Raw genomic sequence first — 14,533 nt, 5'->3', positions numbered from 1 at the left:
GGTTGCGGTTGGCTGGATGCGCACCCCTCTGGGTCTCTGTGCCTCTGCCCGTCTGAATTCTCCGCGCGCTCGTGTCGCCCGTGTTTTGTGATTCGCTGGCTCTTGATCGATCGTGGGTGCCGGTGCCGGTGCCGGTGCCGGTGCCGGTGCCAGTGCCAGTGCCGGTGCCGGTGCCAGTGCTGGTGTTGGTAGGCGGTGTTGGAGGCCAGTGTCGGTGTTGGTAGGCGGTGTTGGTGTTGGTAGGCGGTGTTGGTGTTGGTAGGCGGTGTTGGAGGCCAGTGTTGGTGCGGGTGCCGGTGTAGCTTCTTAACTTCACTCGCATGTTGCGAGTTCTCAACTCTGACCCCGTCCGTCGCTGGGATCGACGTCGCCCGTCGCGATGCCTTACGTCCTGACTCCTTGGTCGAGTCCGGCGCACGATGTCCCTCGCCGCGGCGTCGGTGGCTGGACCCGTGCTCGAAGGCGTGGGAAGACATGGCGTTCATGGAGAGGAGCGGGCGCCGTTTCACGTGAAACGGACCAACGTGTGTACGCTTGCGCGGCGATGCTCCCCCCACCCCTTGTCTCGCCGGCAGCACGATGGTGAACGTGTCCCTCTCGGATTCCTCGTGATGCGGGGTCGGCTAGCGGCGACCGCTCTTCACTCGTTCGTTGATCGCCCGTCGATCATCGAGCACCCTCAGACTGCTCGCGCGCAGATGCAGGGCATGGCTCGTGTTCACTCGAGCGCGTCTTGGTGGTCGAGGCGCCGTTTCACGTGAAACGGGCGTGTGGGTCATGCCCGCTGAGCGTGGCGGTGCCCCATCCGCAGACATGGATGCATGCGACTTGGATTCCTGGTGGCGCAAGGGCGCAGGTGGCAGTCCCCTTCGCGCATCGCTGATCGCCGACCGTCCTGGCTCAGCAGTTGTGTTGCACGCAGGTTCGTGCACGGAGTGCTCGTTCGAGTTGCGTTATGCGAGATCGGTGCAGCCCAGGCTCCAGGCTTATCTCGGCGCAGATCACCAACAGCCGGGGGTGGACTCGTGCGACCTGCGCACGCCTGGCACCCAATACGCGGAGCGGTGTCCCGAGAGGTTGAAGCGCTGCCTCGAATCGGGCCGGTCCTGGCCGCTCGTATGTCACCGCCGGTCGCAGGCAGCGGAAAGACGATTGCCTGAGGGCCCGATCCGGTGATGGCCGAAAACCGACATGCGCGGGCGGTGCTGCAGGGACGGGTCCAAATGCTTGTCGCGCGCGAGCCGTGATGTTTCACGTGAAACGGCGTTTGCCGAGATGGAGCGCTGCGACCGCCTATGGAGGCGGCGCGCGTGGCGCGGGCGAGAATACCTGGTGCGAACAGCGTGCGATGCATCTCGCGGAACTTCGTCCTCACACGTCGGCGGTGGCGGTTAGGCTTGGGTGTCTGGTGCGGTTCAGCAAACTTCGCCGGCTGGGTGGGCACCCGATCGTGGGGAATGACGGATCAGGTTTGGAGAATTCGGCATGGCACAGGGCGGAGGTCGCGGATGGTTCCATCGGCGTCGACCACAGCCCGAACCAACTGCCGCCCCGCTTGAACCCGAAGTGAAATCAGATCCAACTGTGCCGTACCCAGAGAGCTCCACTGCTGCGAATCCGCCGCACGAGTACCCAGTCACCGCACTCCCGCCGAAGCCGGCTTGGCTTGCGTCCGCCGCAAGCAGTCAAGGCGTACCTGCCGTGGGTGGCCCGGTAGATGTCCAAGACGCTCCCCACGTTGAAACCGACTTGCGTCGAGTCGACGGGGCAGCAGCGCAGACCGACACTCCCCCTCCAGCGTCCACACCCACTCCTTCTGCACCGACTTCATCCAGCACGGGCGATCCCGTGTCGTCGAACGTGGGTGCCGCTGACGTGAACGATCAGGCCGCGAAGGCCTCGTCGGGCGTGGCGACCGGTCCCTCCCCTGTCTCAACGACCACTTCGAACTACGACTGGGATGCGGCGACGGCAGCGGCCCTCTCCGGCCAGGAAGGGCCGGCCGTACCGGAGCGGTCGGCACACTCGATCGCCCAACCCGATCGGCTGCTCGAGGACATCATCCGTGAGATCGTCGGCGACGCGGCTGCCGATACGGTGAGCTCCCTGCATTCTGCACGAGCTGCGTCTGCATCACCCGATGAGGGCCCGGCGCATACCGAGTCCCAGGAGGCCCTCGGCGCTGACGCTTCGGTGGCCGAAATGCCGGTGCAGGCGTACGTCGATTCGCCGCAGACTGCCCAGGCTACCGAGGTCCCCGCCCCGGATGTCGTCCAGGACCAGGACCAGGACCAGGACTCCGGCTCGTCGGTGCACGCGGCGACCAAACCTCGCGATGCCGAGGACCCGGCAACGCCCGCGTCTTCCACTGGAGACGGAGGCCATGTTTCACGTGAAACGGGTGATGGCCTCGTCAGCGCGGATCCCCACGTGGAGGACACCGAGTCTGACATCTACGGGGACTCGGCGCCATCGTCCCGGGTGGAGGAGCCCGTGTCGCCCGCGCCCTCCGTGGAGGTTCCGGAAGGCATGGACCGCTTCGATCGCGTGCCCCCCTCCCCCGAAGGCGGCGATCACGCCGTCGCCGTCGAACCAATTGGCACGCAGCCGGTTGCTGCGTCTCTCGATGCAGGCACCGAATACACAGTGGCGACACCGATGTCCGAGGCTGCGCCCTCTGATCTTCGCCCGAACCTGACTCAACCCACCGTGGCTCAGCCCACGCCTACGCGAACCGTTTCACGTGAAACGGAGCCCGAATACGGAGGAACTCCCCTGGCCGATCAAATTGCCGACGAGACCCGTCGACGCATCGCACTCGAGACGGCGGTACTCCCCCTTCCCGCGCAGACCCGCGTCTTTACGATCTCGAACCAGAAGGGCGGAGTCGGCAAGACGACGACGGCCGTCAACCTCGCGGCGGCGCTCGCACGTTCTGGCGCCCACGTGCTCGTCGTCGACCTCGACCCTCAGGGCAACGCCTCGACGGCACTCGGGGTCGACCACCGCTCCGACCAGCAGAGCGTGTACGAAGTACTCGTCGCCGACCTCGATCTGGCGGCCGTCGTACGTCGCTCGACCGAACATGAACGTCTCGACTGCGTGCCCGCGACGATCCATCTCGCCGGTGCCGAGATCGAGCTCGTCTCGCTCGTCGCCCGTGAACAACGACTCCGTCGCGCCATCGACAAGCACCTTGCCTCGATGGAGCGTCCGTACGACTACGTCTTCATCGACTGCCCGCCGTCGCTCGGGCTCCTGACGATCAACGCCTTCGTCGCCGCTCGCGAGGTGCTCATTCCGATCCAGTGCGAGTACTACGCACTCGAGGGTCTCTCCCAGCTGCTCAGCAATATCGAGCTGATCGAGAAGCACCTGAATTCCGAGCTTCGACTCTCGACGATCCTGCTGACGATGTACGACTCGCGGACCAACCTGGCTCAGCAGGTGGCTCAGGAGGTCCGCGACCACTTCCCGGTGCAGACGCTCGAGACGATCATCCCTCGTTCCGTTCGTGTCTCCGAGGCCCCGAGCTACGGCCAGAGCGTCATCAGCTACGACTACTCCTCGTCAGGTTCGCTCTCCTATCGCGAAGCGGCGGCGGAGATCGCCCAACGAGCGGCCACCGCGGCACGCATGGAAGGAAACTGATGGCGACGAAGCGAACAGGACTCGGCCGCGGTATCGGCGCGCTGATCCCTCAGGGTGACGACTCCAGCCGGGCCACGCGCCCGGTCGATGTGTTCTTCCCCGACTCGGAAGCGGCGCCGGTGTCTTCCGTCTCCGTGGTCGAGGACGCGGCGGAGTACGAGAGCGAACTCATCTCGGTTCCGGGTGCTCGTCTCGCACGGCTGAATCCCGATGACATCGTCCCGAATGCCGTTCAGCCCCGCCATGTCTTCGACCCTGAAGACCTCGCCGAGCTCGTTCACAGCGTTCGTGAGTTCGGCGTGTTGCAGCCGATCGTCGTTCGTCCGCATCCCGACGAGCCGGGCAAGTACGAGCTCGTCATGGGCGAGCGTCGACTGCGGGCGACGAAGGAGGCGGGTCTCGATTCGATTCCCGCGGTCATCAAGGACACCGCGAACGAGGACATGCTGCGCGATGCGCTCCTCGAGAACCTCCACCGATCGCAGCTGAACGCGCTCGAAGAGGCATCCGCATATCAACAGTTGCTCGCGGATTTCGGGATCACCCAGGAGGAACTCGCCTCGCGCATCGGTCGGTCACGACCGCAGATCTCGAACACGCTCCGACTCTTGAAGTTGCCCGAGCCGGTTCAGCTCCGGGTCGCGGCGGGTGTGCTGAGCGCAGGTCATGCACGCGCAATTCTCGCGACCGGCGGCGACAGCGAGACGATGCAGCGGTTCGCCGACAAGATCGTGAACGAGGAACTGTCCGTGCGTGCGGCCGAGGCCGCGGCGACGTCAGCCGCGCCGGCCACCTCGGCGCGTGCGAAGCCGTCGGCAGGCAAGCGACAGGATTTCCTCGACGACCTCGCCGGACGTCTCGGCGATCGCCTGAACACACGGGTCAAGATCAATCTCGGCGCTAGAAAAGGCCAGATCAGCATAGATTTCGCGACGGTTCAAGACCTTCGGCGCATCCTGACGGACCTCGGCGAGGAACTCGACGGCGTGTGATGCGCGATCGCGCTCAGAATCGCTCCTGACGAAGCGAAACGGGTGCGAAAAGGCCGCGCTCGCGGCGCGCGCGTCGACGTAGAACGAAGGGGTGGGGTCGCAGCAGACAAGTGCCCGACCCCACCGCATCACTCCGAGACGGGAACCTTCACCCGTGCTGCCGCGGCTTCGACCAAGCCCGAGTAGACCTCGGCGGCGCTCGAGCCGGACGCGTCGATGGCAAGCGGCAGGAGCGACGTCTCGGTCAGGCCCGGCATGACGTTCGCCTCGAGGAACCACGGGGTGCCTGCGGCATCCACGATGAAGTCGATTCGCGAGAGGTCGCGAAGTCCGAGCGCGACGTGGGCGTGCACCGCCGCGGCCGAGGCCATCTCGATGATCGCGGCATCCAGACGAGATGGCGCGTAGAAGGTGGTCTCCCCCGCGTTGTATCGAGCCTGGAAGCTGTAGATTCCGTTGGTCGGGTCGATCTCGACGGGCGGGAGCGCGACCGGACCGGATCCGGTGTCGATGACGCCGACGGCGATCTCGGTGCCCACGATGCGCCGTTCGACGACGACGACCTCCGCATACGTGAACGCATCGACCATGGCACGCGGCAGGTCGTTCGGATCGGTGACGATGGACACGCCCTGGGCTGAACCGCCCATCGCCGGCTTCACCACGAGTTCGCCTGCGAGCGATTCGCGAACGACGCGGAGGACGCCGGCTGCGCCGAGCTCGCGGAACGACTCATGCGAGAGCACGATCGAGTCGGGCACGGCGGCGCCCGTGGCCGAGATGAGCGAGCTCGCGATCGGCTTCGACCATGCCCGACGCGCGGCAGACGCGCTCGACCCCACGGTCGGAACGCCGAGTGCCGTGAGGAGGCCGATGAGCGAGCCGTCTTCGCCGCTCGAGCCGTGCAGCGCGGGGAAGACCACGTCGGGGCGTTCGTTCGCGAGGAATGACAGGAGTCCGGCATCGGGGTCGCGCAGGACGACCCGGTGGCCGGCCGCCGCGAGGGCGTCGGCGACGCGTCGACCGGAGCGGAGTGAGACATCGCGTTCATGCGAGATGCCACCCGCGAGGACGACGACGGAGAGACCGTGGGAATCGCTCATGATCAGGGGTTTCTCCACTACTTCATATCGGACGGAGGGGCGGTTTCGATGCCGGGCTTCACGGGGAGCTGGAGTGGACCGGTGCCGGCGAACGTGTCGAGCAGGTCGAGCTCGCCGTTGACCACGGTGGCGAGTCGACGGATGCCGACCCGGATCGCGTCGGGTGTCGGGTAGCAGAACGAGAGGCGCATGGCATGACGCCCGCGGCCGTCGGCGAAGAACGCCGTGCCGGGCGTGTACGCCACGAGTTCCTTCACCGCACGGGGCAGCATCTGCTTCGAGTCGAGGACGTCGGGCATGGTGACCCAGACGTAGAAGCCGCCGTTGGGATTGGTCCAACTGAGCTGGGGAAGGTACTCCCCCAGAGCTTCGATCATCGCGTCCTTGCGCTCGCGATAGACGCCGCGGAAGGTGTCGATCTGTCCGCGCCAGTCAGTGGTCGACAGGTACTCGGAGACGACGAGTTGGCTGAACGAACTCGGCGAGAGGATCGCGGCCTCGGCGGCGAGGATGAGCTTCTCGCGGATCGCGTGCGGCGCGAGCGCCCACCCCACCCGGAAGCCGGGTGCGAGCGTCTTCGAGAACGAACCGAGGTAGATGACGCCGTCTGGGTCGAGTGAGCGGAGCGCATTCGGTGCGGGTTCATCGAAGTGGAGCAGGCCGTACGGGTTGTCCTCGAGGACGAGGATCTCGTTCGACCGGCAGATCTCGAGGATCTCGGGTCGGCGCTCGGCCGAGAGGGTCACGCCCGCTGGATTGTGGAAGTTCGGGATCGTGTAGAGGAACTTGATGCGGCGGCCCTGGCCACGCAGGTGCGCGATGGTCTGCCGCAGCGCCTCGGGGATGAGCCCGTTCTCGTCCATGGCGACATGGACGACGTTCGCCTGGTACGAGCGGAACACGCCGAGTGCGCCGACATAGCTGGGCGACTCCGCAAGAATGACGTCACCCGGATCGATGAAGAGCTTCGCGACGAGGTCGAGTGCCTGTTGCGAGCCGGTCGAGGTCACGACGTTGTCGACGGAACCTTGGATGCCCTCGAGCGCCATGACGTCGAGGATGTGCTCGCGGAGCGCGGGAACTCCCTGACCAGAGCCATATTGCAGGGCTGTCGGACCCTCGGTGCGCATGACCCGATCCATCGAGGAGATGATGAGGTCTTGGGGCAGGGCGGAGACGAACGGCATGCCGCCGGCGAGCGAGACCACCTCGGGGCGGGATGCCACGGCGAACAGCGCGCGCACCTCGGAGGCGGCCAGGCCGGCGGCTCGCTCGGCGTAGTTCGCGTACCACGGGTCGAGGTTGTTGCCGGTCCGCTGGGGGACGCCGTCAGAGGTCACGAGTGCTGCTTCCGTTCTGTTCGGGGTTGTTCAATGCTAGTTGCCGCTCGAAGTGCGACTCGTCACGAGATGAGTCGCGCACGCCATGCTCGGCATCCGCCGGGAAATGCAGAAGACCCGCCCGGCGTCTGCCGGGCGGGTCTCGAAGCGTTACGAGGCGGCCGACTACGCGATGTAGGCGGCGAGGTCGGCCTCGAGGGCGGGCTTCGGCTTGGCGCCGATGACGGTCTTGACGACCTCGCCCTTCTCGAAGACCTTGAACGCGGGAATCGCGGTGATCTGGTACTTCATCGCGAGCTGCGGGTTCTCGTCGACGTTCAGCTTGACGATGTCGAGCTTGTCGGCGTGCTCGGTCGCGATCTGGTCGAGGATCGGGCTGACCGCGCGACACGGGCCGCACCACTCGGCCCAGAAGTCGACGAGGACGGCCTTCTCGTTGTTCAGGACCTCCTGCTCGAAGGTCGCCTCGGTCACGGCACGTGCGGTCATGGGTGTCTCCTCAGGTTGAATTGGATACGCGTCGTCGGTCAGTCGACCGAGACGAATTCGTTCTCGAGCACGGCCTCAGCAGCGTTCACGTTGCCGAGTGCCGCCAGGTAGTGCTCGGCGTCGAGCGCCGCGACCGTGCCCGAACCGGCAGCCGTGACGGCCTGACGGTAGTGGGGGTCGATCACGTCGCCGGCGGCGAACACGCCGGGCAGCGAGGTCTTCGACGTGCGGCCGTCGACCCAGATGGTGCCCTCAGGGGTCAGGTCGAGCTTTCCGTGCACGAGGTGCGTGCGGGGGTCGTTGCCGATCGCGACGAACAGGCCGTCGAGCTCGAGGAGGCGCTCCTCGCCCGTCACGGTGTCGCGCAGGGTGACGCCGGTGACCGCGTTCGTGCCCTGGATCGCTGCGACCTCGGAGTTCCACACGAACTCGATCTTCTCGTTGTCGACGGCACGCTGCTGCATGATCTTCGACGCCTTGAGCGTGTCGCGGCGGTGGACGACGTACACCTTGTCGGCGAACCGGGTGAGGAACGTCGCCTCCTCCATGGCGGAGTCGCCACCGCCGATGACGGCGATCGTCTTCTGCCGGAAGAAGAAGCCGTCGCACGTGGCGCACCAGGAGAGGCCGTGGCCCGACAGGACCTCCTCCTCGGGCAGGCCGAGCTTGCGGTACGCCGAGCCGGTCGCGTAGATGAGGGCGGATGCCTCGTGGGTCTCGCCGTTGCCGAGCGTGACGCGCTTGACGGGGCCGTCGATGTCGAGCGAGACGACGTCGTCATAGACGACCTCGGTGCCGAAGCGCTCGGCCTGGGCCTGCAGCTTGCCCATGAGGTCGGGGCCCATGATGCCCTCGGGGAAGCCCGGGAAGTTCTCGACCTCGGTCGTGTTCATCAACTCGCCGCCGATCTCGACGGAACTCGCGATGAGCAGGGGTTTCAGCTCCGCGCGGGCTGCGTAGATCGCCGCGGTGAAGCCCGCAGGACCAGAGCCGATGATGATGATGTCGCGCAAGGAGGCTCCTGTCGTCGGTCGGTGGTTCGTGGCATCCGGATCGGTGGTCGGATCGGAGGCAACGACATGGTCAACACAGTCTAGGCGTCGCGTATTCCGTCGCCGACGGCGCGGACGGCATGTGACGGATGCCGCGCAGCGGCGCCCGGGCTCAGCGTCGGCGGAGGCGCGCCACGAGCGGGTCGGCGAAGCCGCGCAGTTCGGGCGAGCGGAGGAGCCAGAGCACGCCGAAGTACACCGCGCTCATCGCGGCGCCGATGATCGCCATCGAGACGATCGCGCCGAACACGCTCGACAGCGCGAACCCGTCGAACGAGGTTCCGCCGAGCGCCCACAGCACGCCGACGCCGACGATCACCGGCAGGACGAGCGCAAGGGCCGACCGGCCGAACGCGACGAGGACGCGGCGGCCGTCGAGCGGGCCGATGCGCCGGCGCAGCAGCCCGACCGCGACGATCGCCTGGACGGTGCCCGCGACGGTGATGACGACCGCGATGCCGAAGGCCACCCAGGCGCTCGGCAGGGCGATGCAGGCCAGGGTTCCGGCGATGGTGAGCACGACCTGGACGAGCGTGACGAAGAACGGGGTCTTCGTGTCGTGCAGCGAGTAGAACGTGCGCTGCACGATGAAGAGCACGCTGAACGGGATCAGGCCGACGAGGTAGGCGATGACCATGAGCCCCGTGGACCATACGAGCGGCTCGAGCGGCGTGAACACGCGGGCGAAGAGGAACGCGCACACCATGAGCACGGCGGTCGCGATCATGAGGATGACGCCGACGCCGCGTACCGCGCTGGAGAGGTCGTCGCGCACCTTCGGGAGATCGCCGATCGCGGCGTGCTCGCTCATGCGCGTGAAGTAGGCGGTGGCGATGGACACGGTGATCACCGAGTGCGGCAGCATGAAGATCAGCCAGGCGTTCTGCTGCATGCTCACCGACGCCTCGTCGGGGGATGCTGCGGAGACGCCGACGACGGACGTCTCGACGAACCCGGCGATCGTCGTGAGCAGCAGCATGCCGAAGGTCCAGCTCGCGACGCCGGCGGTCGACCGGAGCCCGACGCCGCGCCAGGCGAAGTCGGGGCGGAACCGGAGGCCCGCCCGACGCCAGAACCAGAACAGCACCAGCGCCTGCACGGCGACACCGAGCGTCGCGCTGCCGGCGAGCAGCGCGATCATGGCCGGATCCCACGCGCTCGCGGGGCGCGCACCCAGGGCGTCCGAGCCGAACACCAGGGCGAACACCCCGAGCCCGGCGAGGGCGACGACGTTGTTCAGGACGGGCACCCACGTGAACGGCCCGAACACCCGCTTGGCGTTCAGCACCTCGCCGAGCAGCGAGTACATGCCGTAGAAGAAGATCTGCGGCAGGCACCAGTAGCCGAACGCGACGGCCAGCGCGAAGACGCCGTCGCTCATGCGGCTGCCGACCAGTGCGGTGAGCAGCGGCGTGAGCAGCGTGGCGATGATCGCGGCGCCCGCGAGGATCACCAACCCGAGGGTCATCACCTTGTTGATGTAGGCGACCCCGCCGTCGCGATGCGCGGCGGAGCGGACGATCAGGGGCACCAGCACGGCGCTCAGCACGCCGCCGGCGACGACCGCGTAGATCGTGTTCGGCAGCTGGTTCGCGGCCGCGAACGCGTTGGCTCCGGCGCCACTGCCGCCGATGACCGCGGCGAGCAGGGCCGCCTTCACGAAGCCGAGGATGCGGGAGACGATCGTGCCGGACGCGAGGAAGAAGCTCGCGCGCCCCAGGCGATCGTCAGTCATCCGTGCGCTCCGAGGGCGAGGTGTCGGTGTCGGGCTCGTCGGCGCGCGCGGAACGTTCGGGCTCGGTGCCGGCGGCATCCGCGTCAGCATCGGTCGACGCGTTCTCATGCGCGGCATCTGCCTCGGTCTCGTCGCCCTGCGGGCTCGGTGCGGCCTCGGCCGCGCGCTGGCGACGGCGGCGGCGGATGTTGCGCCAGATGCCGATGCCGAAGATCACGACCAGGACGGTGGCGAGGGCGGCGGCGCCGAGACCCTCCCAGTCGGCCTGCACGTCGGCCTGGATCACCACGGTCGACCCGACGGAGACGCCCGTGAGCGACTGGAGCGAGACCATGAGGAGGACCTCGCCGTTGCCGACGCCGGCGGCGACGGGCACGCTGACGGTGTTGCGCGAGCCGGGTTCGACGGTGACCTGGACGGGTTCGTCGACGACGAGGCGGCCGTTCGAGGGCGCCACGTCGACCTGGACGGTGATGGCGTACGCCGACGTGTTCTGCACGGTGATGGGGATGCCGGTCGCGCTCGCGACCACGAGGACCGTGCTGCTCGGCACGACGGAGACGGAGTGGACGAGCTCGCGCTGCGCGGTGAGCCAATCGGTCGCCGAGCCGGTCCAGTCGGCGGGGCTCGCGAGCCAGCCGACGTCGTACAGCGCGAGCAGGTCGCGCCGCGTCGGGCCGGTGAGCGTCTGGGGGTCGTCGAGCACGGTGGCGAACGCGTCGACGTCGGTCTCGGCGGAGACCATGCGACTGGCGAGGGTGCGCCGTGCATCGTCCTCCTGCCCGTCGATGAGCGTGCGGGCCGCGGGCGGAGAACCGATCACCTGAGCGAGACCGGTCGGCGTCACGAACGGCGAGTTCGCGAGCTCGCCCAGCAGATCGGCGACGCGCTCGGAGCCCTGCCCATAGTCGCGGTCGAACGTGGCCAGGAGCGGGATCGACGAGTCCTCGGCGCCGTCGAGCGTGGAGCGGGCGAGGACCTCGCTCGTGGCATCGCGCCACTCGAGGTCGCTCGTCGCGGCGGCCGCGGCTCGCACCGCCGTGGTCAGGTCGTCGTCGGCGACGATGGCGGTGCCGCCGTCGACCAGGGCCGAGGCGCGAGCGGTGTCGACCGGCTCGAGGTTTGACGAGTCGAGGATCGTCGTTGTGAGGCCGGCGGCGTTGAAGAACGCGATGTCGCCGGGCGCGACGGTGTCGTCGCCGGGCCAGGCGATGTCGGCCCGCGTGTACGACCAGTCGAGCAGCTCGTCGGTGGTGGGAACCGGCGAGACCGGCTCGGTCGGCGTCGGCGTCGGGCTCGGTGCTGAGGTCGCGGAACCATCGGCGTCGACGTCGGCGGAGTCACCATCGACGTCGGCGGAGTCACCGTCGGCGGAGTCGTCGGCCGCGGCATCCGGAACGAAGTCGTCGGGGTCGAGCACGTCGACGAAGGACTCGGGGGCCAAGGGCGCAGGCAGCCCGATCTGCGACTGCAGGGCGAGATCGGCGTCGGCGTACGCGAGCGGGAACGTCTCGTTCGACACGTCGGCGAGTCGCTGGAGCCAGTCGAGCGCCTCTTGCGGGGCGGATGCGCCGAGCGACCGGATCGACGCGATGATGCGGGGGTCGATGCCGATGGCGATCTGTCGGCCCGCGAGGGCGTCGAGCTGGCGGGTGAGCAGGCCGGTCGGAGCGGTCCACTCGGCGAGTTCTTCGCTGCTGATGATGCCGGATGCCGCCGACGGGACGGTGATCGGCGCGACGAGCGCGACCGGTGCGGTGCCGACAGCCGTCGACGCGGTGTTCGCGAGGGCGGAGGTCTGGGTCGAGATGACGAGGTCGCCGACGCGGAACTCCGCGCCCAGCCCGATGACGGGCGAATCGGCCACGTCGGCGAAGGCCTCGGCCGGAATGGTGAAGGCCAGTTCGGTGACGCCGCCCGCGCCGAGGGAGCGCGTCGGCGACTCCCCGAGCGAGACCGTGTCCGATCCGAACCCGGAGGTCGCGCCCGCGCCCGAGAGCCAGGCGTCGAGGTCGTCGGTGGTGTCGATCGGCGCGCCCGCGCGCACGAGCTCGAGCGTGCCCGCCTCGACGAAGGAGCCGCTGAGGTTCTCGAGCTCGACCGAGACGGCGACGGCGCTCCCGGGGGCGCCTGGCGTGAACGTGGTCGAGACGGTCGGGGCGATGCTGATGTCGACGCCCTCGGCGCCGGTGTCGGGCGCGGTCGACGTCGACGCGGTCGAGGAGGCGCTCGGCGAGGTCTCATGGTCTGTGCCGATCGACTCCGCCCCGATGAGGACGTCGCGGATGCCCGAGACGGCGTCGAGGCCCCCCGCTTGCGCGGCCAGCGGCACCACGACCGCGGCCACGACGCCGACGGCGCCTGCTCCGAGCGCAACGCGGCGGAGCCAGGGGCGGGAGCGAACATCCGAGGACGACGCAGGCGAGGACGCGGCCGTCGAGTCGACGGCGTCGTGCGCGCCCGAAGCGCCGGTGGATCCGAATCGCCTGCGGGCACGACGACGCGCAGCGTTCGAGTCGGCCACCATGCTGGCGATTCTACGGCGTGCGCCCGTGGCGCCCGTGCGGCGATGCACAGGTTCGCAGCGCGTGGGGGCCCTGCGGTGCACCCGAATAGCATTGACGGCATGCAGAGTGTCGCGGAGGCCATCGCCCGGCTGGGCGAACTGGCCGCATCGCCGACCGTCTCGAAGCTCGCGGCGGCGTTCGAGCGGGCCGGATTCGAGCTCGCCCTCGTCGGCGGGCCGGTTCGCGACGCGTTCCTCGGCCGAGCGGTGAACGACCTCGACTTCACGACGAACGCCACGCCCGACCAGATCCTCGACACGGTGAAGCCCATCGCCGAGGCGCACTGGGACATCGGCCGGGCGTTCGGCACGATCGGCGCGAAGATCGCCGGCGAGACGGTGGAGATCACCACCTACCGGGCCGACGCGTACGACGGCGACTCGCGCAAGCCCGAGGTCGTGTTCGGGTCGAGCCTCGAAGACGATCTCGGTCGACGCGACTTCACGGTCAACTCGCTCGCACTGCGCCTGCCGAAGCTCGAGCTCGTCGACCCGTCGGGCGGCGTCGAGGACCTGCTCGCGAAGACCCTTCGCACGCCCTCGGCGCCCGAGCGCTCGTTCGGCGACGACCCCCTGCGGATGCTCCGCGCCGCCCGCTTCTCGGCCCAGCTCGGCTTCGAGGTCGAGGCCGGCACCCGTGCGGCGATGTCCACGCTCGCCCCCGAGATCGACCGCATCTCGGCCGAGCGCGTGCGCGACGAGCTGTCCAAGCTCCTCCTGACCGCGGCGCCGACCGGCGGCATCCGCCTGCTCGTGGAGTCCGGCCTCGCCGAGCGCGTGCTGCCCGAGGTCCCGGCGTTGCGCCTCGAGGTCGACGAGCACCACCACCACAAGGACGTGTACGAGCACTCGCTGACCGTGCTCGAGCAGGCGATCGACTACGAGGTCTCGCGCGGCAACCTGGACTCCCCCGACCTCGTCGTGCGCCTCGCCGCGCTCCTGCACGACATCGGCAAGCCCGGCACCCGGCGTCTCGAGAAGGGCGGGGTGGTCTCGTTCCACCACCACGACGTGGTGGGCTCGAAGCTCGCGCGCAAGCGCCTGCGCGCCCTCCGCTTCGACAACGACACGATCGCGGCCGTCTCGCGGCTCATCGAGCTGCACCTGCGGTTCTTCGGCTACGCGGATGCCGCGTGGACGGACTCCGCGGTGCGCCGGTATGTGCGCGACGCGGGCGACCAGCTGGAGCGGCTGCACATCCTCACGCGGGCCGACGTGACGACCCGCAACCGCCGCAAGGCCGACCGCCTCGGGTTCGCCTACGACGACCTCGAGGAGCGCATCGCCGTGCTCGCCGAGGAGGAGGAGCTGGCGGCTGTGCGCCCCGAGCTCGACGGAGCGGCGATCATGCGCCTGCTCGACATCCCGCCCGGGCCGCTCGTGGGCGAGGCCTATCGCCACATGCTCGAGGTCCGGCTCGACGAGGGCCCCATCGGGCCGGATGCCGCGGAGCAGCGCCTGCGCGCCTGGTGGGCCGCGCGCGACGCCTGAGCCCACCGCACCGAGCCTTCGGCGCCACGGGCGGACCGGCGGTCGGGCACGTCGCGCTCGAATGGCGCCCGCATGCGGCATCCGCTAGACTGTCAAGGTTGCCCGTGCGCCTCG

9 protein-coding genes are annotated in these 14,533 nt (G+C 68.6%); 3 read left to right on the top strand and 6 right to left on the bottom strand.

Annotation, left to right across the window (positions count from 1 at the left end):
* The first annotated feature begins 2,658 nt into the window (after positions 1–2,658).
* A complete protein-coding gene (locus tag ACR3IO_RS16950) occupies positions 2,659–3,651 on the top strand; it encodes a ParA family protein (RefSeq protein ID WP_434072530.1) in 993 nt (330 codons plus the stop codon).
* Entirely contained in the window at positions 3,651–4,643 is a 993-nt protein-coding gene (locus ACR3IO_RS16945) for a ParB/RepB/Spo0J family partition protein (RefSeq protein ID WP_434072403.1), read from the top strand. The genes ACR3IO_RS16950 and ACR3IO_RS16945 overlap by 1 nt, the downstream gene beginning before the upstream one ends.
* 128 nt (positions 4,644–4,771) lie before the next feature.
* On the opposite strand, the gene ACR3IO_RS16940 is transcribed toward ACR3IO_RS16945, so the two are convergent.
* The 6 genes from ACR3IO_RS16940 to ACR3IO_RS16915 all read right to left on the bottom strand — a co-directional run bounded on the left by ACR3IO_RS16940 (position 4,772) and on the right by ACR3IO_RS16915 (position 12,889).
* Entirely contained in the window at positions 4,772–5,746 is a 975-nt protein-coding gene (locus ACR3IO_RS16940; RefSeq protein WP_434072402.1) for a D-alanine--D-alanine ligase family protein, read from the bottom strand.
* 17 nt (positions 5,747–5,763) lie between these two features.
* On the bottom strand, positions 5,764–7,086 hold the full coding sequence (locus tag ACR3IO_RS16935; protein ID WP_434072401.1) for a PLP-dependent aminotransferase family protein: 1,323 nt from the start codon (positions 7,084–7,086) through the stop codon (positions 5,764–5,766).
* 165 nt (positions 7,087–7,251) lie between these two features.
* Positions 7,252–7,575 carry a thioredoxin gene (trxA, locus tag ACR3IO_RS16930; protein ID WP_116080086.1) on the bottom strand — a complete coding sequence of 108 codons (324 nt, stop codon included), beginning with the start codon at positions 7,573–7,575 and terminating at the stop codon, positions 7,252–7,254.
* Positions 7,576–7,613: 38 nt separating this feature from the next.
* The gene (trxB, locus tag ACR3IO_RS16925) at positions 7,614–8,588 is read right to left on the bottom strand and encodes a thioredoxin-disulfide reductase (protein ID WP_434072400.1); all 975 of its coding nucleotides are present in this window, start codon (positions 8,586–8,588) and stop codon (positions 7,614–7,616) included.
* Positions 8,589–8,739: 151 nt separating this feature from the next.
* Entirely contained in the window at positions 8,740–10,362 is a 1,623-nt protein-coding gene (gene murJ, locus ACR3IO_RS16920; RefSeq protein WP_434072399.1) for a murein biosynthesis integral membrane protein MurJ, read from the bottom strand.
* Positions 10,355–12,889 carry a DUF6049 family protein gene (locus ACR3IO_RS16915; protein ID WP_434072398.1) on the bottom strand — a complete coding sequence of 845 codons (2,535 nt, stop codon included), beginning with the start codon at positions 12,887–12,889 and terminating at the stop codon, positions 10,355–10,357. The genes murJ and ACR3IO_RS16915 overlap by 8 nt, the downstream gene beginning before the upstream one ends.
* Positions 12,890–12,988: 99 nt before the next feature.
* On the opposite strand from ACR3IO_RS16915, the gene ACR3IO_RS16910 reads away from it, so the two are divergent.
* A complete protein-coding gene (locus ACR3IO_RS16910; protein WP_434072397.1) occupies positions 12,989–14,419 on the top strand; it encodes a CCA tRNA nucleotidyltransferase in 1,431 nt (476 codons plus the stop codon).
* Positions 14,420–14,533: the final 114 nt, after the last annotated feature.

Source organism: Agromyces sp. Marseille-Q5079 (assembly GCF_051016555.1).
Taxonomy (GTDB): Bacteria; Actinomycetota; Actinomycetes; order Actinomycetales; family Microbacteriaceae; genus Agromyces.
The sequence above is the reverse complement of the archived record's forward strand: the minus strand, read 5'-3'. Positions and strand labels throughout refer to the sequence as shown.